Origin of the sequence: Methylobacterium sp. Leaf125 (genome assembly GCF_001423085.1) — a bacterium.
In the GTDB taxonomy this organism is placed as follows: domain Bacteria; phylum Pseudomonadota; class Alphaproteobacteria; order Rhizobiales; family Beijerinckiaceae; genus Methylobacterium.
Genome location: NZ_LMNU01000004.1, coordinates 83,877 through 107,283 on the forward strand (window position 1 = coordinate 83,877; position 23,407 = coordinate 107,283).

The following is a 23,407-nucleotide window of genomic DNA, read 5'->3' on the forward strand; positions in this document are numbered from 1 at the left end:
ATGCCGCGCCAGACCCTGCGCCGCATGATACCGTCCCCGCCGAACACGATGACCGAGCACCAGCGTATCCTGCCGATCCGGCGCGACTACAACCGCCTCGTCGCCGACGAGACGCTGGAGGATTATGCCCTGCGCTTCACCGCCAAGAAGGCGCGGCGCTGGTCCGGGTTCCGGGTCGCCCAGACCGCCCTCGGGTCGCTCTCCTTCCTGGCCCTGGAGGCGATCGGCGGCACCCTGGTGCTGACGGTCGGGTTCACCAACACCCTGGCGGCGCTCCTGGTGGTGAGCGCCATCATCTTCGCCACCGCGACGCCGATCAGCCTCTACGCCGCCCGCTACGGCGTCGACATCGACCTCCTCACCCGGGGCGCCGGCTTCGGCTATATCGGCTCGACCGTGACCTCGCTGATCTACGCGAGCTTCACTTTCCTGTTCCTCGCCATCGAGGCGGCGATCATGGCCCTGGCCCTGGAGCTCTGCTTCGGGCTGCCGCCGAGCCTCGGCTACCTCGTCAGCGCCCTCGCGGTGATCCCGCTGGTCGTCTACGGCATCGCCATGATCAGCCGCTTCCAGCTCTGGACGCAGCCGGTCTGGATCGTCCTCAACCTCATCCCGCTGGCCTGCATCGCCTGGGCCGGGGACGCGCCGGTGGCGGCCTGGCTCGCCCATCCGGGGGCCGACGGCCTCGGCGGCTTCGACTGGCCCCGCTTCGGGCTGGCCTCCGGCATCCTGCTGGCGCTGCTGGCCCAGGTCGGCGAGCAGGTCGATTTCCTGCGCTTCGTGCCGGCGCGCGCCCCCGAGCGCTCCGGGCGCTGGTGGGCGGCGGTGCTGGGGGCCGGCGGCGGCTGGATCCTGCCCGGGATGCTCAAGATCCTGCTCGGGTCGTTCCTGGCGGTGCTCGCCATCGCGCACGGCGTCCCGGCCGAGCGCGCCGCGGAGCCGACCCAGATGTACGCGGTGGCCTTCGGCTACGTGCTGCCCTCGGGGTTCGGCGCCGTCGCCCTGATGACCCTGTTCGTGGTGGTCTCGCAGCTCAAGATCAACGTCACCAACGCCTATGCGGGCTCGATCGCCTGGTCGAACTTCTTCTCGCGCCTGACGCACAGCCATCCGGGCCGCGTGGTCTGGCTCGTCTTCAACGTCGCCATCGCCCTGCTGCTGATGGAGCTCGGCATCGACAAGACCATCGTCAGCACCCTGTCGCTCTACGCCGTGGTGGTCTCGGCCTGGGTCGGCGCGCTGGCGGCGGACCTCGCCATCAACAAGCCCTTCGGCCTGTCGCCCCCCGGCATCGAGTTCAAGCGCGCCCATCTCTACGCCATCAATCCGGTGGGGACCGGCGCCATGGCGCTGGCGATCCTCAGCGGGTTCGTGGCCCATGCGGGCGGGTTCGGGGCGCCCGCCGTGCCGTTCGCGCCAATGCTGGCCCTGGCCGTCGCTTGCCTCGGCGCCCCCGCCATCGCCCTGGCCACCGGCGGGCGCTACTATCTCGCCCGTACCCCGCGCACCGACTGGCAGGGCGCGGCCGAGATCACCTGCCGGGTCTGCGAGCACCCGTTCGAGCCCGAGGACATGGCCCAGTGCCCGGCCTATGCAGGGCCGATCTGCTCCCTATGCTGCTCCCTCGATGCCCGCTGCGGCGACCTCTGCAAGCCGCACGGACGCCTGGAGGCCCAGGCCCAGAGCGTGCTCGCCCGGGTCGCCCCGGCCCGCACCGCCGCCTGGATCGGCGCGCCGCTGGGCCGCTACCTCGCCCTGATGCTGACCCTGGTGGTGGCGATCGGGCTGATCCTCGGCATCGTGCATGCGGGGGCCAGCGCCGAGCATCCCGAGCACCGCGCGGTCCTCGGCGCGGCGCTGACCAGCGTGTTCCTGATCCTCATCGTCATCCTGGGGATCGTCGCCTGGCTGTTCGTGCTGGCCCAGGAGAGCCGCCGGGTCGCCCTGGAGGAGACCGCCCGCCAGACCGGGCTCTACCAGGCCGAGATCGAGGCCCATAAGGTCACGGACGCCAAGCTGCAGCAGGCCAAGGAGGTCGCGGAGGCCGCCAACCTCGCCAAGAGCCGCTACGTGGTCGGCATCAGCCACGAGTTGCGCACGCCCCTCAACGCGGTGCTCGGCTACGCGCAGCTGCTCGAGGGCGATCCCTCGATTCCGGCCCCGCGCCAGAACGGGATCCGGGTCATCCGGCGCTCGGCCCAGCACCTCTCGGGCCTGATCGACGGCCTCCTCGACATTTCCCGGATGGAGGCCGGACGGCTCCAGATCCACCGCAACGAGGTCCGGCTCGCCGATTTTCTCGACCAGATCGTCGACATGATCCGGCTCCAGGCCCAGGGCGCCGCCCTGGCCTTCCGCTTCACCCGGCCCGAGACCCTGCCGGCGGTGGTCGCCACCGACGAGAAGCGCCTGCGCCAGATCCTGCTCAACCTCCTGTCGAACGCGATCAAGTTCACCCCCGCCGGCACGGTGACCCTCGACCTGACCTACCGCAACCAGATCGCGGTGTTCACCATCAGCGACACCGGCCTCGGCATCCGCCCGGACGACCTGGAGCGGATCTTCGAGCCCTTCGAGCGCGGCTCCCTGGCGGCGGCCCGCTCCACGCCCGGCACCGGCCTCGGACTGACCATCGCGCACCTGCTGGCCCAGGTGATGGGAGGCGAGATCACGGTGGAGAGCGAGGTCGGGCGCGGCACGCGCTTTCGCGTGCGCCTGATGCTCGCCTCGGTGGCGCGCCCGAAGCCGGTCCTGACCCAGGCCAGCGCGCCGGCGCGCACCTATGCGGGGGCCCGCCGCACCATCCTGGTGGCCGACGACGATGCCGCCCATCGCGGCCTGATGCGCGACATCCTCGAACCCCTGGGCCTCGTGGTGCTGGAGGCCGGCGACGGCCCGGCCTGCCTGGCGCTGGCGGCGACGCGGCCGCCGGACCTGTTCCTCCTCGACATCGCCATGCCGGGCATGAGCGGCTGGGTGCTGGCGAAGGCCCTGCGCGAGGCGGGCCAGACCGGCCGCATCGCCATGATGTCGGCCAACGTGCACGAGATCAGCCCATCGCGCGGGAGCGATGCGCCCCACGACGCCATCATCGCCAAGCCCTTCGACCTGCGCGACTTCCTCGAATGCGTCACCGGGCTCCTCGGCCTCCACTGGACCGCGGGCGAGGCCCCCGCGGCGGCCCCGCCCGCGGCCGCCGCGCCGCCCCCCCGCCCGGAGCACCTCGCCGACCTCCTGCGCCTCGTGCGCATCGGCCACGTCCGCGGCATCGAGGCGAAGCTCGCCGAGATGGAAGGCGGACCCGCGGCACCGACCGCCTTCATCGCGCAGATGCGGGGGCTCACCGCCGCCTTCGACCTGCGCCGTGCCCGAGCGGTGATCGAAGGCTTGCTGGAGCCCGCCGATGGCTGAGGCGCAGCGCGATACCGTCCTGGTGGTCGACGATTCCCCCGAGACCCTGAGCTTCCTCACCGAGGCGATCGAGCGCTCGGGCGCCACCGTGGTGGTGGCGGTGGCGGGCGACCTCGCCCTGGCCCTGGTCGACGAGATCACCCCGGACGTGATCCTGCTCGACGCGGTGATGCCGGGCATGGACGGGTTCGAGACCTGCCGCCGCCTCAAGGCGAAGGGGCACCTCGCCCACGTCCCCGTCATCTTCATGACCGGGCTGTCGGAGACCGAGCACATCGTGAAGGGCCTGGAGGCGGGGGGCGTCGACTACGTCACCAAGCCCATCGCGCCGGACGAGATCCTGGCCCGCATCCGGGTCCATCTCGCGAGCGCCCGCGCGGCACAGAGCGCCCGAGCCGCCCTGGACACCACCGGCCGCACCCTGTTCGCGGTGGACCGCGACGGCACGGTCCTGTGGGGCACGCCCCAGGCCGCCCGCCTGCTCGGCGGCTTCACCGAACCCGGCGCCCCCTTGAGCCTGCCGCCGCAGGGCGCCGCCTGGCTCCGGGGCTGCCTCGCCGGCACGGGCGCGCCGGCCCTGACCCTCGGCGATCGCGCGGGCACCGCCTATACCTTCAGCTTCATCGGCGGCACCGGCGACGAGATCCTGCTGCGCCTGTCGCGCGACGGCACCGAGGCGGGACTGGAACGCCTGCGCCTGCGCCTGCGGGTCACCGGACGGGAGGCGGAGGTGCTGCTCTGGCTCTCGCGGGGCAAGTCGAGCCGCGACATCGGCGAGATCCTGGGCCTCAGCCCCCGCACGGTGACGAAGCACCTGGAAGGCATCTACGAGAAGCTCGGCGTCGAGAACCGCACGGCCGCGTCCGTCATCGCCGCCCGCCACCTGCAGGACCTCGACTGAGGGGCGGCGGTCCGGACCCCGCGCGGGTTCGGAGACGGCGTGGATAATTCCCGCTCGCCCCCTCGCTTTGGCGGCGCGACACCCGATCTAGGAGAGAGGTCAGGCTGGGAGCTTCGCGATGAACTGGATGACGTGGTTGGTCGGCCGCTGCGTGGACCTCACCGAGCGCGTCGTGCCCGGCCTCGAGCGGCGCGAACCCGGACGGCCGGGCGCGCCTCCCTCCCTGCGCGGCCGGGTGCGCGGCTCGGGCTCCGAGCCCACGGTGATGCAGCCCGGGGCCGGCCCGCGCCCGGACTGATCCGTCCCGACTTGGTCTTTCGCGCCTTGGCCTCGCCCGACTTGGCCTTTCGCGCCTTGGCCGCGCCCGCCCCTCAGGCGAGGGCGCGGGCCGCGGCGCCGGCCTTGCGCACCGAGGCGTCGACGTCGATCGCGGCGGCGGCGATCCCGTCCATGTTCTGACGCACGACCTCAACGCTGCGGGCGGCGTTCTGCATGTTGACCGTCATGTCGCGGGTCACCGCGGCCTGCTCGGTCACGGCCGAGGAGACGCTCACCGAGATCTCGCTGAGATGGCCGATCGTCCGCGCGATGGCCTCGATCGCCGTGACGGCCTGGTTGGTGGAGCCCTGCACCGCCGCGATCTGCGTCCCGATCTCTTCGGTGGCCCGGGACGACTGGTTGGCCAGGGCCTTCACCTCGGCCGCGACCACGGCGAAGCCGCGCCCCGCCTCGCCGGCCCGGGCCGCCTCGATGGTGGCGTTGAGCGCCAGCAGGTTGGTCTGGTCGGCGATCGTGCGGATGACCGAGACCACCTCGCCGATCTTGTCGGCGGCGGAGGTCAGCCCGGCGATGATGCCGGAGGCCTCCTGGGCCCGGACCACCGCCTCCTCGGACGCGGTCCTCGCCTCGGACGCGTGGCGGCTCAACTCCTCGATGGAGGCCGAGAACTCCTCGGCGCCCGCCGCCACCGCGTGGACGTTGCCGGAGGTCTGGGCCGCCGCCTCCGCCGTGAGGGTGGCCTGATGGCTGACGTCGGAGATCGAGCCGGTGATGATCCCGAGATCCTTGTCGATCGCCTGCTGGCCCTGGTGGCGGCGCAGCCGGTCGGCGACCTGGGCGGTGACGTCGCTGGCGAACTTCACCACGGAGACCACCCGGCCGTCGGGTCCGAACACCGGATTGTAGGCGCCGTAGATCCACACCTCGCGGCCGCCCTTCGCCAAGCGGCGGAACTCGCCGGCCTGGTAGGCGCCGCCCGCCAGCGCGGTCCAGAAGGCGGCGTAGGCCGGCGTCGCCCAGTCCGCCGGCGCCACGAACTGGCTGTGGTGCCGGCCCTTGATCTCGTCGAGGCGGTAGCCGAGGGTCTCGAGGAAGATCGGGTTGGCGTCGGTGACGAGACCGTCCGGCGTGAAGTGGATCACCGCCTGCGACCGGTTGATCGCCGTGATCTGGCCCTCGAACGCGGCGTTGCGCGTGACCTGCTCGGTGATGTCCGTGGCGAATTTCACCACCTTCATCGGCTTGCCGCGCCGATCGAGGATCGGGTTGTAGCTCGCCCGGATCCAGATCCGGCCGCCGTCCTTGCCGATCCGGCAGAAATCACGGGCCTGATGCTCGCCCCGGCGCAGGCTGTCCCAGAATGCCCGGTAGGCTGCCGTGTCCCGCTCTTCGGGAGGCACGAACAAGCTGTGCGGCCGGCCACGGACTTCGTCGAAGGTATATCCGAGGAGGTCGAGAAAGATCTGGTTCGCGCTCTGGACAGTTCCATCCATCGCGAATTCGATGCGACCTTGCGATCGATCGAGCGCCTCGAGCGTTGCACGAAGACCGGACCCCAACATCGTTAGTTTCTTTCCCGGATACGTTTCTAGTATGCGACTATTCCAGTCACAGCCTGATGTGAGTAAATTTAGTTACAATCCATGAATTTGTCTTTAACGGCCAAAGAACCTGAAACGTCTTCGTCAAAAAGAGTTCGTGAAATCGCGCTGAGCGCTCTTGTATCGGGACGAGAGCCAAATTCGCTCAAAGCGCGCAGACCGCGCGATCCAACGCCTCCGATGGGTCGCGCCGCCGGCGGCGGCCGTTCACAACTCGCGGGGCGGATGAACCTTGGCCGACGCTTCATGCGTTAGGCCGTCATGATCGCACCGCACGGTTCGCACACCGCGCGGTTCGATCGTCGCGATGCCAAGGGGTCCGATGCCAGGGATTCCATTTTCCAGGGTTCCGATGACGCACCATCAGTCCGACCATCCGTTCTTCGCCGCGCTTCCGCGCCGGTCGGCCCGCCCTCGGCGGCAGGGCCGGACGCTCGCCGCGGCCCTCCTGGGCGCCGTCCTCCTCCCGGGAGCCGTCCTCGTGCCCGGCACCGTCCTGGCACAGGGCAGCGCCGCCGCGCCGACGGCATCGCTCACGAAGGTGGCGAGCTTCGACCACCAAGTGACGGGCGTCACCGTGTCCAAGGACGGGCGGATCTTCGTGAACTTCCCCCGCTGGACCGAGGACACCGAGGTGTCGGTCGCCGAGCTGAAGGACGGCAAGCTGGTGCCGTTCCCCGATGCGGCCTGGAACTCCTGGCGCAACGCCCGCAAGGATGAAGTCACGGCCAAGGATCACTGGGTCTGCGTGCAGAGCGTTGTGGCGGGCCCGAACGGCAACCTCTGGGTACTGGATCCCGCGGCGCCCGCCATGGCGGCGCTCGTGCCCGGCGGTCCCAAGCTCGTCGAGATCGACCTGAAGACCAACCAGCCGGCGCGCACCATCGCCTTCGACGAAAGCGTCGCACCGCAGGGCTCCTACCTCAACGACGTGCGCTTCGCCCCCGACGGCAAGACCGCCTACCTGACCGATTCCGGTGCCAAGGGGGCCCTGGTGGTGGTCGACCTCGACAGCGGCCGGGCCCACCGGGTGCTCGACGGCGATCCGACGACGCAGCCCGACAAGAGCGTGACAGTAACCTATGACGGCAAGCCCCTGCGCCGGCCGGACGGGCGCGGCGTCGAGTTCGCCGCCGACGGCATCGCCCTCTCCCCCGACGGCAAGACGCTGTACTGGCAGGCGATCAAGGGCAAGACGCTCTACAGCCTGCCCACCGAGACCCTCGCGGGGAGCATCACCAACGCGCTGATGCCGACCGCGCTGGCCGACAAGAGCGTGTCGGGCCGCATCGAGCCCGTGGGCGAGAACGGGCCGGCCGACGGCCTGATCATCGCCCGCAAGGACGGGCGGATGTACGTGACATCGCCGCAGGACGATTCGATCAAGGTGCGCGACCTCTCGGCGAAGGGGAACACCCTGAGCACCGTGGTGCAGGACAAGCGCCTGCGCTGGCCCGACACCTTCGCGGAAGGGCCGGACGGGACGCTCTACGTCACCACCTCGCACATCCAGGACTCGGCCTTCTACAAGCCCGACGCCCCGGCGGCCCTGCCGACGGAGTTGTGGAGCTTCAAGCCGGGAACAGCGGACGCCACCGGTTCGACCGCCCCCGCGCCGGCCGCGCGCTGACCCGTCCCGCGCCGCCCCGCCGACGGGGCGGCGCCCTCATCGCACCCGCAGCCCCCCCGAGGATCGATGCCGACGATACGACGACGCGCGCTGCTCGGCGGCGCGGGAGCGGTCCTCGCCCTGCGCGCCTGGCCGGCCGCAGCGGCCCCCATCGTCCGGGTCGACGATCCGCGGCTGCGCGACGTGCTCGATCCCGGCGCGGCGCTGCGCACGCTCTATGCGGGCGGACGCTGGTGCGAGGGCCTGTGCTACGCCCCCGGCCTCGGCGGCCTGATCATCAGCGACGTCCGGGCCAACCGGATGATCCGGATCGCCGACGACGGCGGCGCCGCCGTGTTTCGCGATCCCTCGAACAACGCCAACGGCAACACCCTCGACGCCGAGGGCCGTCTCGTCACCTGTGAGCATCGCGGGCGCCGGGTCGTGCGGCGGGAGCCGGACGGAAGCCTCACGGTGCTGGCCGACGCCTTCGAGGGCCGGCCTCTGAATTCCCCCAACGACGCCGCCCTGGCTCCGGACGGCGCGATCTGGTTCACGGACCCCGTCTTCGGCATCACCATGCCGGACGAGGGCCTGATGGCAATTCCGGCGCAAGCGGCGCGGCGGGTCTACCGGATCGATCCGTCCGGCCGGGTCGAGGGCATGACCGACGCCGTGGGCCAGCCCAACGGCATCGCCTTCAGCCCGGACGGGCGCCGCCTCTACGTCAGCGACACCAGCGCCTCCCTGAAGAACCCGGAAGGCGCCCGCACCATCCTGGCCTTCCCGGTGCTGGAGGGCCGGAGGCTCGGCCCCCCGAAGCCCTTCGCCACCGTGGAGGCCGGCGTGCCGGACGGGCTCGCGGTGGATGCCGACGGCCGGGTCTACGCCGCCTGCTTCGACGGCGTGCGGATCTACGCGCCCGACGGCACGCTCCTGGGACGCATCGCCACCGCGACCGACGCCGCCAACGTCGCCTTCGGCGGCCCGGACGGCCGGCGCCTCTTCATCGGCGCGGGGGCCCACGTCCTCGCCATCGATCTCAGGGTGCGCGGCTCCGCCCGGGGCTGACCCGCCATCTTCCTCCCCCTTGCTCGACCGGATCCCACCATGACGCTCGCTCGCCGTGACCTCCTCGCTGCCGGCATTGCCGGTGCCGGCTTCGCCGGGACGGTGGCCCTCGCCCGCCCCGGAGAGGCCGTGGCCGCGCCGTCCCCGGAGGTCGCCACCCGCCGGGCGGCGGGCGGGCTCGAGCTCGCCTTCACCGCCAACGCCCCCTCGACCCCCACCGGCCTCGCCATCTCGGCCGGCGGCCGGCGCTTCGTGATGATGCCGCGCTTCACCGCGACGGTGCCCTACACCCTGGGCGAGGTGCTGGCGGACGGAGAGGTCCGGCCCTACCCGGACCTGCCGACGAACCAGCCCGACCCGGAGAACCCGCAGGCCCGCCTGTTCCACGTGCCCAACGGGGTCTTCGACCGCGACGACACCCTGTGGTGCCTCGATGCCGGCCTGCCGGACGGCTCCGGACCGCCGGTGAAGGGCGGGGCGAAGCTGGTGCAGATCGATCTCTCCGACAACCGCATCCGCCGGGTGGTCCCGTTGGAGGCCGGCATCACTCCGACCTCGTCGCTCAACGACCTGCGGGTGGATATCCGCGACGGCTACGCCCGCGCCTACATCACCGACCAGGGCCAGGACGGAGAGGGCGCCATCCTGGCCGTCGACCTCGCCAGCGGCCGGGTGGTGCGCCGCCTCGCCGGTCATGCCAGCACCAAGTCGCAGAAAGGCCTTCTCAAGATCGTCGAGGACCGTCCGGTGGTGCAGCGGAAGGGGGAGGGACCGCCGCGCCCGGTCCAGGGTGGGGCCAACGGCATCGCCCTCAGTCCCGACGGACGACGCCTCTACTACGCTCCGCTGATCGGGCGCCGCCTCTACGCGGTGGAGACCGCCGCGCTCCTCGATCCCGAGTCCAGCGACGCGGCCGTGGCGGCCGGCGTCACGGATCTGGGCGAGAAGGGCATGACCGGCGGCCTGACCACGGATTCGAAGGACCGGGTCTACCTCGCCATGCAGGAGTTCAACGCGGTCGGCCGGCGCGACCCCGACGGCACCGTCACGCTCATCGCGTCCGATCCGCGCCTGATCTGGGCCGACACGTTCTGGATCACCCCGGATCGCTGGCTCCACATCTCGTCCGCCCAGGTGAACCGGCGCCCGGAATACAACGGCGGCAAGGACCTGCAGGCACCGCCCTACGCCATCCTGCGGATGCGGATCGACGCCGATCCGGCGTGAGGCGCGCGGATCCGCATCCCGGGGCACGGCCGAGCCGTTTCCCGGAATCACCCGCAGCGGTTGCAACGCAACCTTAAGCTTTCGTTCCTAACCTGGGTGCGTCTAGGCCGCATCGGGGTGAGGCATGCCGCAGCGAAGGTCCACGATCGACGCCATTCGCGGTCTGTGCCTGATCAATATCTTCGTGAACCACATCCAGGACGGCGCCATCTCGGTCGTGTCGCCCTCCCGGCTCGGCTTCTCCGACAGCGCCGACATCTTCGTCCTGCTCAGCGGCATCTCCATCGCCCTGGCGGCGAGCCAGGCCTCGCGGCGCCGGCTGCCGGACATCGTCGCTCACCTGTGGCGGCGGGCGGCCCGGATCTACGCCTTCGAACTGGCCATCGTCTTCGCGACGCTCGGTCTCCTGGCAGCCATCCTGGCCCTTCGCGGCGTGACGGGCGTGCACGCGCAGGAAACCGGCCTGTTGCGGGAGCACGGCTTCCCGAACCTGCTGGGCCACGCGCTCACCCTTCGCCAGACGGTGGGCTACTCGTCCGTCTTGCGCCTGTACGTGGCCCTGATGCTGATCGCACCGATCCTGTTGCGCCTGGCCGGGTGGCGGTTCTGGGCGCCCCTGCCGCCGGCGCTGCTGCTCTGGATCGCGGCCGGTCACTTCCACCTGGTGCTGAGCAACAGCCTCACGGGCGCGCCCTTCTTCCTGACGATCCTGCCCTGGACCCTGATCTTCGCTGTGGGGATCACGATCGGACAGGGCCTGGTCAACGGCGTCGCCCTGCCGCGCCCGCGATGGCTGACCGGCCTCGCCCTGGCCTATCTCGTCGCTTACCTCGTGCTGGCGGTGGTCGTCGTGCGTCTCTGGCCGGCGGCCGCCGACTGGGCCGCGACGCGCAACGACGCGTTCTGGCTCGGCGCGAGCAAGACCTACCAGTCGCCCCTGCGCGTCCTGCACGTGCTCGCCCTGGCCTACCTGGTGATGGCCCTGCCGCGGGCTCCGCTGATCCGCCTGCTGCACCAGGTGCCGCGCGACCACATGCTGACCCGGCTCGGCCGCCGCTCCCTTCCGGTCTTCACCGCCGGCGCAATCGGGGCCATGCTCGCCAGCGAGGCGCTCGATCTCGCCGCCCTGTCCTGGAACGCCGCCTGGCTTCCCTTGCTGCTCCTGGAAGCCGGCATGATCGCGCTGTTCATCGGCATCGCCCTGCACATCGGCGGGCGCCCGGGCCGGACGCAGCCCTCCCGCCCCGCGCAACCGGAGGGTCAAGCTTCCCGGCGGGACCCTCAGGTTCCGACACCGGATCGCCCCGCCCTCGGCCTGCGGGAGAGCGCGGCGCTCGCCTGACGCCCTATTCCGACCAGCGCAGGGCCGCGGCGGCGGCGAGCGTTCCGATCACGCCCGCGATCAGGCTGAGAGCGCACAGGATGGCCAGCGGCGTGGTGAACGGGACGGTGCCGCCGAGGGCCGACTCGCTGGCCGAGACGCCGAAGATCAGCGTCGGGATCATCAGCGGCAGCACCACGACCGCCAGGATGAGCCCGCCCCGGCGGATCGAGGCGGTGAGGGCGGCGCCCACGGCACCCACGAAGGTCAGGGCCGGGGTGCCTACCAGCAGGGTGAGGGCGGTCGCCGCCATGGCCCGTCCGTCGAGGGCGACGAGGAGCCCGAACAGGGGCGAGGCCAGGGCGAGCGGCAGGCCGGTGGTGAGCCAGTGCGCCAGCACCTTGGCGAGCACGACGCCCTCCAGCGGGGCCGGCGAGCCGCTCATCAGGTCGAGGGAGCCGTCCTCCTCGTCGGCCTGGAACAGGCGGTCGAGGCCGATCAGGGTCGAGAGCACCGCGGCGAGCCAGAGGATGGCCGGGCCGATCCGCGAGAGCAGGTTGAGGTCCGGGCCGAGGGCGAACGGCACCAGAGCGACGATCATCAGGAAGAACACGAGGGAGAGCGCCCCCGAACCGCCGACGCGGGCGGCGAGCGCGAGGTCGCGGGCGACGAGGGCCCTGAGGGCGCGCATCACCACCAGACCTCGTCGGCCGCGGCCGCCGGAGCGGCCTGCGTCGATGCAGCGGGCGCCTCGATCCGCAATTCCCGGGCGTCGACGAGGCCGAGGGCCTGGTGCGTCGCCGCGATGACGAGGCCGCCCGCCGCACGGTGCCGCGCCATCATTCCCGCCAGGACCTCCTGTGAGGCCGCATCGAGGGCGGCCGTCGGTTCGTCGAGGAGCCAGAGCGGACGTCGGCAGACCAGGAGGCGGGCCAGCGCGACCCGCCGGCGCTGGCCGGCGGAGAGATAAGCCACGGGGAGGCGCAGGGCGTGGCCGAGACCGAGTTCCTCCAGGGCCGCCTGCGGGCTCGCGGTCGGTGCGCCGAGGAGGTCGCGGGCGAAGGCGAGGTTCTCTTCCGCCGTCAGCGGGCTCTTCAGCCCGTCGCGATGGCCGACCACGTGCAGGCACTCGGACAGGGTCGCCTCGCCGACCTCGCTCGCCGTGACGGTTCCGGCCTCGGGCTTGAGCCGGCCGGCCAGCACCGCGAGCAGCGTCGACTTGCCGGCCCCGTTCCGCCCGGTGACCATCAGCGCCTCCCCCGGCCCGAGGGCGAAGGACAGGCCCGAGAAGATGCGGCGGCCGGAGCGGCGGACGGCGAGGTCTTGAGCGGTCAGCCGCACGGGGGGTCCTGAATCATGAGCCTCATCGAACCAGCGACCGGCAGACGTCGCCGCGGTGGCCGATCTTGATCACGAGGATGCGCAGGGCGTCGTCCTCGATCGCGGCGATCACGCGAACGTCGCCGATCCGGTCTTTCCAGAAGTTGCCGAGCCGAGAGCCCTTCCGGGCTTCGCCAATGACACGCGGATCGTCCAGTGGCGAGCCCGGTCGCGCAGAAAACTCAGGCTGCGCTGGGCCGCCGCGTGATCGACACCGGCGAGTTCGCGTTCCGCGGAACGCTCGAACCCAATCCCGCAGACCGGAGCGCGACAGCAGGTCATCCAGGGGAACGGCATCCCTCGCGCCGCTGCGGACCGCCGCGAGGCGCATCTCGGCGTCCTCAAGATCCTCCAGGTTTTCCAGGATTTTCCAAGTGTTCGAGGATGGCGTCCCCGACGTGATCGTCCTAGCTCCGGCCCGTGCGCCGGGCCGGCGCCTCCAGGCGGTCTTCGATCTCGGGCGGCAGGCGCAGCGCGCGCATCGGTGTCGCCATCGGATTGCCGGAGCCCAGCAGGGGGGGGGCCTCGGTTGGCGAAGACGCGTCCGAACAGATCTCACCCGGTGTCAGGGCACCGGTAGCGGCCAGTTTCGAAGTGTTCTATAACGCGCGCAGGCTGCGCCGCGCGAGATTTCAGGGCGTCCAAATCGCCCTTCGCGCAACACCCTATCCGGGCACCCCCGGGGCGGCGCGCGCTTCATAGCGCTCCCAGCCGAACACGTGTTTTCGTGGCGCAGGTTATGCCTGCGCGTGTTCGACCAACCGCTCGCGAGGAATTATAACGCCGTGGCATCGCTCGACAGCTTCCAGTCTCGCCAGACCCTCACCGTCGGAGACAAGTCCTACACCTACTACTCGATCCCCCATGCCGAGAAGTCCGGCCTCGCCGACGCCACCGCGCTGCCCTTCTCGATGAAGGTGCTGCTCGAGAACCTGCTGCGCTTCGAGGACGAGCGCTCGGTCAAGAAGGACGACATCTCCGCCACCGTCGCTTGGCTCGGCAACAAGGGGAAGACCGAGACCGAGATCGCCTTCCGCCCCTCCCGCGTGCTGATGCAGGACTTCACCGGCGTGCCCGCGGTGGTCGACCTGGCCGCGATGCGCGACGCCATGGTGGCTCTGGGCGGCGACCCGCAGAAGATCAACCCGCTGGTGCCGGTCGACCTCGTGATCGACCACTCGGTGATCGTCGACGAGTTCGGCACCCCGAAGGCGCTGGCCGACAACGTCGCGCTGGAATACTCGCGCAACGGCGAGCGCTACACCTTCCTCAAGTGGGGCCAGTCGGCCTTCGACAACTTCTCCGTCGTACCGCCCGGCACCGGCATCTGCCATCAGGTGAACCTTGAGTTCCTGTCGCAGACGGTCTGGACGAAGTCGGAAGACGGCACCGAGCTCGCCTATCCGGACAGCCTCGTCGGCACCGATTCGCACACCACCATGGTCAACGGCCTCGCGGTCCTCGGCTGGGGCGTCGGCGGCATCGAGGCCGAGGCCGCGATGCTCGGCCAGCCGCTCTCGATGCTGATCCCCGAGGTCGTCGGCTTCAAGCTCTCGGGCAAGCTGCCCGAGGGCACCACGGCCACCGACCTCGTGCTCACCGTGACCCAGATGCTGCGCAAGAAGGGCGTGGTCGGCAAGTTCGTGGAGTTCTACGGCCCCGGCCTCGACGACATGGCGGTGGCCGACCGCGCCACGATCTCCAACATGGCCCCCGAATACGGCGCCACCTGCGGCTTCTTCCCCATCGACCAGAAGACCATCGACTTCCTCAAGGTCACCGGCCGCGCCGACGACCGGATCGCCCTGGTGGAGGCTTACGCCAAGGCGCAGGGCATGTGGCGCGACGCGGCCACGCCGGACCCGGTCTTCACCGACACGCTCGAACTCGACATGGGCGACGTGCGCCCGTCGCTCGCCGGCCCCAAGCGTCCGCAGGACCGGGTGCTCCTCGACGGTGCCAAGCCCGGCTTCGCGCAGTCGATGGAGACCGAGTTCAAGAAGGCCGCCGACATCGCCAAGCGCTACCCGGTGGAGGGCGCCAACTTCGACATCGGCCACGGCGACGTGGTGATCGCCGCCATCACGAGCTGCACCAACACCTCGAACCCGAGCGTGATGATCGGCGCCGGCCTCCTGGCCCGCAACGCGGTCGCCAAGGGCCTGCGCTCCAAGCCCTGGGTGAAGACCTCCCTGGCGCCCGGCTCCCAGGTGGTGGCCGAGTACCTCGAGAGCGCCGGCCTGCAGAAGCCCCTCGATGCCCTGGGTTTCAACCTCGTCGGCTTCGGCTGCACCACCTGCATCGGCAACAGCGGCCCCCTGCCGGCCCCGATCTCGAAGGCCATCAACGACAACGACGTCGTCGCCGCCGCCGTGCTCTCGGGCAACCGCAACTTCGAGGGCCGCGTGAACCCCGACGTGCGGGCGAACTACCTCGCCTCGCCGCCGCTGGTCGTCGCCTACGCGCTGGCCGGCTCGATGCAGATCGACATCACCACCGAGCCCCTGGGCACCGGGTCTGACGGCCAGCCCGTCTACCTGAAGGACATCTGGCCCTCGAGCGCCGAGGTGCAGGCGTTCATCGAGGCCAACATCACCTCGACCCTGTTCAAGTCCCGCTACGCCGACGTGTTCGGCGGCGACGACTACTGGAAGGCCGTCGAGGTCACCGAGGCCGAGACCTTCAAGTGGGATTCGACCTCCACCTACGTGCAGAACCCGCCCTACTTCGTCGGCATGCAGAAGACCCCGGCCCCGGTGGAGGACGTGGTCGACGCCCGCATCCTCGGCCTCTTCCTCGACTCGATCACCACCGACCACATCTCGCCGGCGGGCAACATCCGGGCGAACTCCCCGGCGGGCGCCTACCTGCAGGAGCATCAGGTCCGGGTGCAGGACTTCAACCAGTACGGCACGCGGCGCGGCAACCACGAAGTCATGATGCGCGGCACCTTCGCCAACATCCGCATCAAGAACCAGATGGTCCGCGACGCGTCCGGAACAGTGGTCGAGGGCGGCTGGACGCTGTTCCAGCCCTCGGGCGAGCGGATGTTCATCTACGACGCCGCGCAGAAGTATCAGGCCGAGGGAACCCCGCTCGTCGTCTTCGCCGGCAAGGAATACGGCACCGGCTCGTCGCGCGACTGGGCGGCCAAGGGCACCAAGCTCCTGGGCATCCGCGCCGTGGTGGCCGAGAGCTTCGAGCGCATCCACCGCTCGAACCTCGTCGGCATGGGCATCGTGCCCCTGGTGTTCCAGGGCGACACCTCCTGGGCCTCGCTCGGCCTCAAGGGGGACGAGACGGTCTCGATCCGGGGCCTGTCGGGCGACCTGAAGCCGCGCCAGACCATGATCGCCGAGATCACCTCCGCGGACGGCACGAAGCGGGAGGTCCCGCTGACCTGCCGCATCGATACCCTCGACGAGCTCGAGTACTTCCGCAACGGCGGTATCCTGCCCTACGTCCTGCGTTCGTTGGCGGCGTAAGCCTCCCCAGCCTCTGCGGACCGCGAATCTGAGGCCTCGCCCGAAAGGGCGGGGCCTTTTTCCGTTCCAGAGGCCTTGCAAAACTTCACTCAGGTTAACAAATCGATGTAAATCAAACCTAGAGTTTGATTTACATCGGAGGTCCCCGTTGGCCGCCGTGAATCGAGGAGCGAAGCGATGTCGGCGTTGTCTTACCCCTGCTACAAAATCAAGAAGGACGTTCGGGGGCATTGGTACTGGATCTACTACGCCAAGAACGGCGAGGAGATTTCCAAGAGCAGCGAGAGCTACGTGGCGAAGGCGGATTGCCTCCACGGCCTCAAGCTCAACAAGGCTTCGGGCAACGATCCGATCTACGAGGTCTGAGACGACGCAGTTGAGCCCTGCCAGGGCACGCCGCTGCGTCCCGCAGTAGCGTGCCCATCGCATCCGGCTTGACGCCACGGCGCGCCCGGTCGAAACCGCGAGGCATGACGATGCGCCCCATCCTCCTGACCCACGCGACGCTCTGCGACCCGGCCACGGGCCGCCAGGCGCCCGGCCACGTCCTCGTGCGCGACGGCCTGATCCAGGAGGTCGGCTGGGGGCCCCTCGCCGGGGTGCCGGACGAGGCCGAAACCGTCGATTGCGGAGGCCACGTCCTCAGCCCCGGCCTCATCGATCTGCGGGCCTTCGTGGGCGAGCCCGGCGCCGAGCATCGGGAGACCCTGGCCAGCGCCAGCGCGGCGGCGGCGGCCGGCGGCGTCACCACCCTGGTCTGCATGCCGGATACCAATCCGGTCATCGACGGGCCGGCCATCGTCGACTTCGTACTGCGCCGCGCCCGCGACACGGCCAGCGTCCACGTCCTGCCGGCCGCCGCCATCACCAAGGGCCTTGCGGGCCAAGAGATGACCGAGTTCGGCCTGCTGCAGGAGGCCGGTGCCGTCGCCTTCACCGACGGCCTCAAGGCCGTGACCAATGCCCAGGTCATGCGCCGCGCGCTGACCTATGCCCGCGACTTCGGCGCCCTGCTGATGCAGCACGTGGAGGAGCCGGACCTCGTCGGCGACGGCGTGATGAACGAGGGCGAGATGGCCTCCCGCCTCGGGCTCCTCGGCATCCCGCGCGAGGCCGAAACGGTGATGCTGGAGCGCGACATCCGCCTCGTGCGCCTCACCGGCGCCCGCTACCACGCCGCGATGATCTCCTGTGCCGATTCGATCGAGATCGTGCGCCGGGCCAAGGCGGACGGGTTGCCGGTCACCTGCGGCGCCTCGGTGAACAACCTCGTCCTGAACGAGGGTGACATCGGGCACTACCGCACCTTCTGCCGGCTCTCGCCGCCACTGCGCCACGAGACCGACCGCCTCGCCCTGGTGACCGGCCTCAACGAGGGCGTGATCGACGTCATCGTCTCCGACCACAACCCGCAGGACGTCGAGACCAAGCGCCTGCCCTTCGCCGAGGCCGCGGACGGGGCGCTGGGGATCGAGACGCTGCTCGGCGCGGCCCTGCGGCTGGTTCATACCGGCGACGTCACCCTGCCGCGCCTGCTGGCCGCCCTGAGCGCAAGCCCGGCGGCGCTCCTCGGACGACCGGCCGGACGCCTCGCAGCCGGCGCGCCCGCCGACCTGGTGCTGATCGATCCGGACCTGCCCTACGTCATCGACAAGCGCGCGCTGAAGTCCCGCTCGAAGAACTCCCCCTTCGACGAGGCGCGCCTCCAGGGGGCCGCCATCCTGACGATGGTGGCGGGCCGCATCGTCTTCCGCGCCCCCGCCGAGACCGAGGCCGCCGCGTGATCACCCTGGATACCCTGCCCTGGACCCTGCTGCTGGCCGCGCTGGCGGGGGGCTACCTTCTCGGCTCGATCCCGTTCGGATTGATCCTGACCCGCTATGCCGGGCTCGGCGACGTGCGGGCGATCGGCTCCGGCAACATCGGCGCCACCAACGTGCTGCGCACCGGGCGCAAGGGTCTCGCGGCCGCGACGCTGCTGGGCGACGCCCTGAAAGGCACGCTGGCGGTGCTCATCGCCGGCCGCTTCGGGCTGGAGGCGGCCCTCGTCGCCGGCCTCGGCGCCTTCCTGGGGCACCTGTTCCCGGTCTGGCTCGGGTTCAAGGGCGGGAAGGGAGTGGCGACCTTCCTCGGCGTCCTCCTGGCGCTGAGCCCCCTCGGCCTCCTGGCCTTCGCTGCCATCTGGCTCGGTCTCGCCTTCACGCTGAAATACTCCTCCCTCGCGGCCCTGGCGGCCTCGGGCCTGACACCCCTCATCCTGTGGGCCCTGGGACAGCCTGCGGTTGCAGGCCTGTTTCTCCTGCTCGCCATCCTGCTATGGTGGAAGCACGCGCCCAACATCCGTCGGCTGATCGACGGGACCGAGGGGCGCATCGGGCAGAAGGGCTGAGGCTCGCCGCCCGCTCCGTGAGGGGAGGGCGATGCAGCTCACTGATGCCCAGCGTCTCGACTGGCTGCGCCTGATCCGCAGCGAGGGCATCGGCCCGCGCAGCTTCCGCACCCTGGTCAACCGTTTCGGCGGCGCCGGCCCGGCGCTGGACGCCCTGCCGAACCTCACCGGCCGCAGCGGCCGGCGCATCACGCCGCCGAGCCGGGCCGAGGCCGAGGCCGAGCTCCACGCGGCCAGTCGCCTGGGCGCCCGCCTGGTCGCCCTCGGGGAGGCGGACTACCCAAAGCTGCTGCAGGCCGCCGATTCGGCGCCGCCGCTGATCGCGATCCGGGGCGAGGCCGCGATCCTGAATCGCCCGGCCATCGCCATCGTCGGCTCGCGCAACGCCTCGGCCGCCGGCCTCGCCTTTACCGAGCGCCTCGCCCGCGGGCTCGGCGACGCCGGTCTCGTCGTGGTCTCGGGTCTGGCGCGCGGCATCGATGCCCGCGCCCATCGGGCCGCCCTGGCGCCCGGCACCGTGGCGGTGCTGGCGGGGGGACAGGATCGGATCTACCCGGCCAACCATGCCGCCCTCGTGGAGGCGATCCTGGAGGCGGGCGGGGCGGTGCTGGCCGAGATGCCGATGGGGTGGGAGCCGCGCGGCCGCGACTTTCCCCGGCGCAACCGCATCATCTCCGGCCTCGCCTACGGCACCGTCGTGGTGGAGGCCGCCCGCCGCTCGGGCTCGCTGATCACCGCCCGCTTCGCCCTAGAGCAGGGCCGCGAGGTCTTCGCCGTGCCGGGCTCTCCCCTGGACCCGCGGGCGGAAGGCACCAACGACCTGATCCGCCAGGGCGCGACCCTGGTCTCCGACGCCACCCACGTCACCGACGTCATCGCCCCGCTGCTGGCGGGCGGCGCCGATGCGCGCAGCGTCGAGGCCCTGGCCGTCGACCGGCCGGACCTCGCCGACGCGCCGATCTTCTGGGACGAACTCGACGTCGACGGCATCGTGCTGCCGCTCCCCGCCGAAGATTTCGCCCCACCGGAGCCGACCGACGACCGCGCCCGTCTCATCGCCTATCTGAGCCCGACCCCGATCGGGACCGACGAGCTGGCGCGCACCGCCGGCCTCAGCGTCCGCGTCGTCCAGACCACCCTGCTCGAGCTGGAGCTCGACGGGCGCATCGAGCGCCACGGCAGCGGATCGGTGTCCCTGGTGGGGTGAGGGCCGTCAGACGGGTGCCCCGAGTCCTTCGGGACGGCGGCGTTCGACGGCGCCCGCTCCCGGCCACGGACACCGCATCAGGCGTCGTCGTCGGGCTCCTCCTCGCCCAGGGCGCGGCGCATCTGGTCGAGGCAGCCCTGCAGGATGTAGGCGGCGGCCAGCATGTCGACGACCTCGCCGCGCTTGGCCCGCGAGGCATCCGCCGCGATGAGCGCGCGGGTGACGGCGGCGGTGGAGAGGCGCTCGTCGCAGTAGAGGACGGGCAGGGGCAGCAGCGGCTTCATGTTGCGCACGAAGGAACGGGTCGACTGGACCCGTGGGCCCTCGCTGCCGTCCATGTTCAGGGGCAGGCCGATGACGAGGCCACCGACGGCATGCGTCTCGCACAGCATCCGCAGGCGCGCGACGTCCGGGGTGAACTTCACCCGCCGGATGGTCTCCAGGGGCGAGGCGATCTGGCGCCCGATATCCGACAGGGCGAGCCCGATCGTCTTGGTGCCGAGGTCGATCCCGATCAGGCGGGGGCCGCCCTGCGACGCCTCCGCGAAGGCCCGCATCTCGGCCTCGTCCATGTCCGTCGCTCTCCCGTGCCGGCGCCCGTCCTGCGCGATCCGGCCCCGGCCGGCAAGGGGCTCCTGGCGGATCAGTGCAGGCCGGTCGAACCTTCGGTGCCGTCGCCGACGAAGCTGGCGGGGAGGGGCTCGGCGCCCATGCCGAGGATGCCGCGCACGGCCGCGCCCTGGCTCCGCCGCATCAGGTCGACGAGGTCGGCCCCGCCGAAGCGCACCGATTCGAGGTCGGCGCCCAGGACCCAGATCTCGTACTCGTCGCGCCCCGGCACCACGTCCCAGAACAGGAACTCGCCAGCCTCGGAGCGCCCGAAGAAGCCGGCCCGCTCGATGACGCTCGGATCGTCGCCCTCGACCTCGAAGCGATGCTCGGGACGGTCGCCGAGGACGGAGGCGATGCTGTGGGCGATCAGCTCGGAATGGGCGACGAGGTCCGTCTCGGGTGCCTCGCTCGGGACCGCCACCCGGAAATAGCCGTTGGCGAGCCCTGCCCCGAGGCTCCGGCAGAAGGTGCGATAGCTCTCGGGCAGGCCGTAGCCGAGCTCCGCCTCTGCCCGGTCGAGGGCCGCCTCGGTGGCGACCGGCCCCGGCGCACAGGGCGAGAACACCGTCTCCCACATGAATCTGATCTCCGGCTCGCCGTTAACCTTGAAGAAACGTTGTCATAGCCTTGCGGGGACCGGATCGGCCAGAGCAGGGTTAAAGAACCGTTAAGACGCTGAAAGCCGACCGCATGCCCCTGCCGCCCCGCGCGACCACGCCCGCCCCACGCCGGATGCCCCTGCGGCACAAGCTGATGCTGGCCCTGGCCTGCGAGATCCTCCTCGTCGGGTTCCGGCAGGCGGATCGCGGGCCGGCGCGGGCCGGGATCCTGATCGAATCGCCGGTGCTGCCGCATCACGCGATCGCCTGAGACGCCGGGGTCGCGTTCCCGATCCGGTACGCGCCTGGCCGCGCCGTTGCGAGCGCGGGAAGGCGGGTGCTATAGCCCGGCGCGACGCTCCATCGCCCGCGGAACCCCGCCGGGCTTCGGATGGGGCCCTGAGGATCTGAAGACAGCATGTCGGTCGACGCAACGACGGTGAGGCGCATCGCGCACCTGGCGCGCATCGCAGTGAGCGAGGACGAGGTCGCCCCCCTGCAGGGCGAGCTGAACGCGATCCTGGCCTTCGTCGAGCAACTCGGCACGGTCGACGTGACGGGGGTCGAGCCGATGACCTCGGTCACGCCGATGGCCATGAAGAAGCGCGAGGACGTGGTCACCGACGGGGCCAAGGCCGACGCCATCGTGGCCAACGCGCCTGAGACCGAGGACCACTACTTCCTCGTGCCGAAGGTCGTCGAGTAGGCGTACGCGCCGCCGACCCCCGAACCCGGCCGCCCCGAGGGACGGTCCGCCCGGCGCCCGAACGGCGACGGCGGCGGTGCCCCGGGACCCACCAGGACGAGCGCCCAGGACTCTCCCACCCATGACCTCTCTGAACGAACTCACCCTGGCGGAGGCCCGCGACGGGCTCAAGGCCAAGGACTTCTCCGCCACCGACCTGACCCGCGCGCATCTCGACGCCATGGAGAAGGCGCGGGGGCTGAACGCCTACCTCGTCGAGACGCCGGACCGGGCCCTGGCCATGGCGCAGGCGGCCGACGGGCGGATCGCCTCCGGACAGGCCCGTCCGCTGGAGGGCATTCCCCTCGGGATCAAGGACCTGTTCTGCACCGAGGGCGTGGCGACCACCGCCGGCTCGAAGATCCTCGAGGGCTTCATGCCCGCCTACGAATCGGCCGTGACCGCCAATCTCTGGCGCGACGGCGCGGTGATGCTCGGCAAGCTGAACCTCGACGAGTTCGCCATGGGCTCGTCCAACGAGACCTCCGCCTACGGCGACGTGGTCTCGCCATGGCGCCGCGCCGGATCGGACGCCAAACTGGTGCCGGGCGGCTCGTCGGGCGGCTCGGCGGCGGCGGTGGCCGCCCATCTCTGCCTCGGCGCCACGGCGACCGATACCGGCGGCTCGATCCGCCAGCCCGCCGCCTTCACCGGCACCGTGGGCATCAAGCCGACCTATGGCCGCTGCTCGCGCTGGGGCACGGTGGCCTACGCCTCCTCCCTCGACCAGGCGGGCCCGATCGCCCGGACGGTGCGCGACTGCGCGATCCTGCTCGGCTCGATGGCCGGCCAGGATGCGCGCGACACCACCTGCGCCGACCTGCCCGTGCCGGACTTCGAAGCCGCCGTCGCCCGCGGCGTGAAGGGGCTGACCATCGGCATTCCGAAGGAGTACCGGGTCGAGGGCATGTCGGCCGAGATCCAGGCGCTCTGGGACCGGGGCGCCGCCATGCTCCGGGACGCCGGCGCCACGGTGCGGGAGATCTCGCTGCCGCACACCCCGTACGCGCTCCCGGCCTACTACATCGTCGCGCCGGCGGAGGCCTCCTCCAACCTCGCCCGCTACGACGGCGTGCGCTACGGCCTGCGGGTGCCCGGCAAGGACATCGCCGGCCTCTACGAGAACACCCGCGCCGCCGGCTTCGGCCGCGAGGTGAAGCGCCGCATCATGATCGGCACCTACGTGCTCTCGGCGGGCTACTACGACGCGTACTACGTGCGCGCCCAGCGCATCCGCACCCTGATCAAGCGCGACTTCGAGCAGGCCTACGCCTCCGGCATCGACGCGATCCTCACCCCCGCGACTCCGTCGGCGGCCTTCGGCATCGGTGAGAAGGGCTCGGGCGATCCGGTCGAGATGTACCTGCAGGACGTGTTCACCATCACGGTGAACATGGCGGGCCTGCCCGGCATCTCGGTGCCGGCCGGTCTCGACGCCCAGGGGCTGCCCCTCGGGCTCCAGCTCATCGGCCGGCCCTTCGACGAGGAGACGCTGTTCGCCGCCGCCCAGGTGATCGAGGACGCCGCCGGGCGGACCAGGCTGCCGGCCGCGTGGTGGGCATGAGGCGCG

The 23,407-nt window shown here is 71.1% G+C and carries 21 protein-coding genes; 15 read left to right on the forward strand and 6 right to left on the reverse strand.

All coding sequences use genetic code 11. From position 1 onward, the window contains the following. The first annotated feature begins 48 nt into the window (after positions 1-48). The 3 genes from ASF58_RS07480 (at position 49) to ASF58_RS07490 (ending at position 4,610) form a co-directional block, all read left to right on the forward strand. The gene (locus ASF58_RS07480; protein WP_055950076.1) at positions 49-3,411 is read left to right on the forward strand and encodes an ATP-binding protein; all 3,363 of its coding nucleotides are present in this window, start codon (positions 49-51) and stop codon (positions 3,409-3,411) included. Next, positions 3,404-4,312 (forward strand): response regulator transcription factor, encoded by a 909-nt coding sequence (locus tag ASF58_RS07485; protein WP_055949769.1) that lies wholly within the window; start codon positions 3,404-3,406, stop codon positions 4,310-4,312. The genes ASF58_RS07480 and ASF58_RS07485 overlap by 8 nt, the downstream gene beginning before the upstream one ends. Positions 4,313-4,430: 118 nt before the next feature. After that, a complete protein-coding gene (locus ASF58_RS07490) occupies positions 4,431-4,610 on the forward strand; it encodes a hypothetical protein (RefSeq protein WP_055949770.1) in 180 nt (59 codons plus the stop codon). A 73-nt stretch (positions 4,611-4,683) separates the two neighbouring features. Here ASF58_RS07490 and ASF58_RS07495 read toward each other — a convergent pair whose 3' ends face one another. Beyond that, positions 4,684-6,153 (reverse strand): PAS domain-containing methyl-accepting chemotaxis protein, encoded by a 1,470-nt coding sequence (locus ASF58_RS07495; protein ID WP_055949772.1) that lies wholly within the window; start codon positions 6,151-6,153, stop codon positions 4,684-4,686. Between the two features lie 391 nt (positions 6,154-6,544). On the opposite strand from ASF58_RS07495, the gene ASF58_RS07500 reads away from it, so the two are divergent. The 4 genes from ASF58_RS07500 (at position 6,545) to opgC (ending at position 11,441) form a co-directional block, all read left to right on the forward strand. Next, complete coding sequence (locus tag ASF58_RS07500; RefSeq protein ID WP_082512901.1) at positions 6,545-7,822, forward strand: L-dopachrome tautomerase-related protein; 1,278 nt, start codon at positions 6,545-6,547, stop codon at positions 7,820-7,822. 66 nt (positions 7,823-7,888) lie between these two features. Further along, complete coding sequence (locus tag ASF58_RS07505; RefSeq protein ID WP_156375575.1) at positions 7,889-8,872, forward strand: SMP-30/gluconolactonase/LRE family protein; 984 nt, start codon at positions 7,889-7,891, stop codon at positions 8,870-8,872. Between the two features lie 39 nt (positions 8,873-8,911). After that, positions 8,912-10,099 (forward strand): L-dopachrome tautomerase-related protein, encoded by a 1,188-nt coding sequence (locus ASF58_RS07510; RefSeq protein ID WP_055949774.1) that lies wholly within the window; start codon positions 8,912-8,914, stop codon positions 10,097-10,099. Positions 10,100-10,223: 124 nt separating this feature from the next. Continuing rightward, entirely contained in the window at positions 10,224-11,441 is a 1,218-nt protein-coding gene (opgC, locus tag ASF58_RS07515) for an OpgC domain-containing protein (protein WP_082512902.1), read from the forward strand. Positions 11,442-11,445: 4 nt separating this feature from the next. Here opgC and ccmB read toward each other — a convergent pair whose 3' ends face one another. From ccmB to ASF58_RS24805, 3 genes are read right to left on the reverse strand one after another with little or no spacing between them, the layout of a single operon-like run. Next, positions 11,446-12,111 carry a heme exporter protein CcmB gene (gene ccmB, locus ASF58_RS07520; protein WP_181017307.1) on the reverse strand — a complete coding sequence of 222 codons (666 nt, stop codon included), beginning with the start codon at positions 12,109-12,111 and terminating at the stop codon, positions 11,446-11,448. Beyond that, the gene (gene ccmA, locus ASF58_RS07525) at positions 12,111-12,761 is read right to left on the reverse strand and encodes a heme ABC exporter ATP-binding protein CcmA (RefSeq protein ID WP_055949776.1); all 651 of its coding nucleotides are present in this window, start codon (positions 12,759-12,761) and stop codon (positions 12,111-12,113) included. Before ccmA ends, ccmB begins: the two co-directional genes overlap by 1 nt. 22 nt (positions 12,762-12,783) lie before the next feature. Beyond that, positions 12,784-13,131, reverse strand: coding sequence for a hypothetical protein (locus tag ASF58_RS24805; protein ID WP_244477215.1), 348 nt, complete (start codon positions 13,129-13,131; stop codon positions 12,784-12,786). 454 nt (positions 13,132-13,585) lie between these two features. Between ASF58_RS24805 and acnA the strand changes: the two genes are divergently transcribed. The 5 genes from acnA to dprA all read left to right on the forward strand — a co-directional run bounded on the left by acnA (position 13,586) and on the right by dprA (position 19,881). Continuing rightward, on the forward strand, positions 13,586-16,285 hold the full coding sequence (gene acnA / locus ASF58_RS07530) for an aconitate hydratase AcnA (RefSeq protein WP_055949778.1): 2,700 nt from the start codon (positions 13,586-13,588) through the stop codon (positions 16,283-16,285). 177 nt (positions 16,286-16,462) lie between these two features. Next, positions 16,463-16,651, forward strand: coding sequence for a DUF1508 domain-containing protein (locus ASF58_RS07535; protein ID WP_055949781.1), 189 nt, complete (start codon positions 16,463-16,465; stop codon positions 16,649-16,651). A 110-nt stretch (positions 16,652-16,761) separates the two neighbouring features. Beyond that, positions 16,762-18,069 carry a dihydroorotase gene (locus ASF58_RS07540; RefSeq protein WP_055950087.1) on the forward strand — a complete coding sequence of 436 codons (1,308 nt, stop codon included), beginning with the start codon at positions 16,762-16,764 and terminating at the stop codon, positions 18,067-18,069. Between the two features lie 5 nt (positions 18,070-18,074). Then, positions 18,075-18,674, forward strand: a complete 600-nt coding sequence (gene plsY / locus ASF58_RS07545) for a glycerol-3-phosphate 1-O-acyltransferase PlsY (RefSeq protein ID WP_200930185.1) — start codon at positions 18,075-18,077, stop codon at positions 18,672-18,674. A gap of 31 nt (positions 18,675-18,705) precedes the next feature. After that, entirely contained in the window at positions 18,706-19,881 is a 1,176-nt protein-coding gene (gene dprA / locus ASF58_RS07550) for a DNA-processing protein DprA (protein ID WP_055949786.1), read from the forward strand. A 77-nt stretch (positions 19,882-19,958) separates the two neighbouring features. Here the strand turns inward: dprA and ruvX are convergent, their stop codons facing one another. Both ruvX and ASF58_RS07560 read right to left on the reverse strand, forming a co-directional pair. Beyond that, complete coding sequence (gene ruvX / locus ASF58_RS07555) at positions 19,959-20,453, reverse strand: Holliday junction resolvase RuvX (RefSeq protein WP_055949789.1); 495 nt, start codon at positions 20,451-20,453, stop codon at positions 19,959-19,961. A 71-nt stretch (positions 20,454-20,524) separates the two neighbouring features. After that, positions 20,525-21,070 (reverse strand): SMI1/KNR4 family protein, encoded by a 546-nt coding sequence (locus ASF58_RS07560; protein WP_055949791.1) that lies wholly within the window; start codon positions 21,068-21,070, stop codon positions 20,525-20,527. Positions 21,071-21,183: 113 nt separating this feature from the next. On the opposite strand from ASF58_RS07560, the gene ASF58_RS07565 reads away from it, so the two are divergent. The 3 genes from ASF58_RS07565 to gatA all read left to right on the forward strand — a co-directional run bounded on the left by ASF58_RS07565 (position 21,184) and on the right by gatA (position 23,401). Then, entirely contained in the window at positions 21,184-21,363 is a 180-nt protein-coding gene (locus tag ASF58_RS07565) for a hypothetical protein (protein WP_055949794.1), read from the forward strand. Between the two features lie 147 nt (positions 21,364-21,510). Further along, positions 21,511-21,798 carry an Asp-tRNA(Asn)/Glu-tRNA(Gln) amidotransferase subunit GatC gene (gatC, locus tag ASF58_RS07570; protein WP_055949797.1) on the forward strand — a complete coding sequence of 96 codons (288 nt, stop codon included), beginning with the start codon at positions 21,511-21,513 and terminating at the stop codon, positions 21,796-21,798. A gap of 121 nt (positions 21,799-21,919) precedes the next feature. Next, positions 21,920-23,401, forward strand: coding sequence for an Asp-tRNA(Asn)/Glu-tRNA(Gln) amidotransferase subunit GatA (gene gatA / locus ASF58_RS07575; protein WP_055949800.1), 1,482 nt, complete (start codon positions 21,920-21,922; stop codon positions 23,399-23,401). The last annotated feature ends 6 nt before the right edge of the window (positions 23,402-23,407 follow it).

Excerpts from the sequence above, each read along its gene's own strand:
- ASF58_RS07560 (WP_055949791.1), bottom strand. The coding sequence starts at position 21,070 with ATGTGGGAGACGGTGTTCTCGCCCTGTGCGCCGGGGCCGGTCGCCACC.
- gatA (WP_055949800.1), top strand. The coding sequence starts at position 21,920 with ATGACCTCTCTGAACGAACTCACCCTGGCGGAGGCCCGCGACGGGCTC.
- opgC (WP_082512902.1), top strand. The coding sequence starts at position 10,224 with ATGCCGCAGCGAAGGTCCACGATCGACGCCATTCGCGGTCTGTGCCTG.
- ASF58_RS07510 (WP_055949774.1), top strand. The coding sequence starts at position 8,912 with ATGACGCTCGCTCGCCGTGACCTCCTCGCTGCCGGCATTGCCGGTGCC.
- ASF58_RS07505 (WP_156375575.1), top strand. The coding sequence starts at position 7,889 with ATGCCGACGATACGACGACGCGCGCTGCTCGGCGGCGCGGGAGCGGTC.
- ruvX (WP_055949789.1), bottom strand. The coding sequence starts at position 20,453 with ATGGACGAGGCCGAGATGCGGGCCTTCGCGGAGGCGTCGCAGGGCGGC.
- ASF58_RS07485 (WP_055949769.1), top strand. The coding sequence starts at position 3,404 with ATGGCTGAGGCGCAGCGCGATACCGTCCTGGTGGTCGACGATTCCCCC.
- ccmB (WP_181017307.1), bottom strand. The coding sequence starts at position 12,111 with ATGCGCGCCCTCAGGGCCCTCGTCGCCCGCGACCTCGCGCTCGCCGCC.
- dprA (WP_055949786.1), top strand. The coding sequence starts at position 18,706 with ATGCAGCTCACTGATGCCCAGCGTCTCGACTGGCTGCGCCTGATCCGC.
- ASF58_RS24805 (WP_244477215.1), bottom strand. The coding sequence starts at position 13,131 with ATGCGCCTCGCGGCGGTCCGCAGCGGCGCGAGGGATGCCGTTCCCCTG.
- ASF58_RS07500 (WP_082512901.1), top strand. The coding sequence starts at position 6,545 with ATGACGCACCATCAGTCCGACCATCCGTTCTTCGCCGCGCTTCCGCGC.
- gatC (WP_055949797.1), top strand. The coding sequence starts at position 21,511 with ATGTCGGTCGACGCAACGACGGTGAGGCGCATCGCGCACCTGGCGCGC.
- ASF58_RS07490 (WP_055949770.1), top strand. The coding sequence starts at position 4,431 with ATGAACTGGATGACGTGGTTGGTCGGCCGCTGCGTGGACCTCACCGAG.
- ASF58_RS07535 (WP_055949781.1), top strand. The coding sequence starts at position 16,463 with ATGTCGGCGTTGTCTTACCCCTGCTACAAAATCAAGAAGGACGTTCGG.
- ASF58_RS07540 (WP_055950087.1), top strand. The coding sequence starts at position 16,762 with ATGCGCCCCATCCTCCTGACCCACGCGACGCTCTGCGACCCGGCCACG.
- ASF58_RS07495 (WP_055949772.1), bottom strand. The coding sequence starts at position 6,153 with ATGTTGGGGTCCGGTCTTCGTGCAACGCTCGAGGCGCTCGATCGATCG.
- ASF58_RS07565 (WP_055949794.1), top strand. The coding sequence starts at position 21,184 with ATGCCCCTGCCGCCCCGCGCGACCACGCCCGCCCCACGCCGGATGCCC.
- ASF58_RS07480 (WP_055950076.1), top strand. The coding sequence starts at position 49 with ATGACCGAGCACCAGCGTATCCTGCCGATCCGGCGCGACTACAACCGC.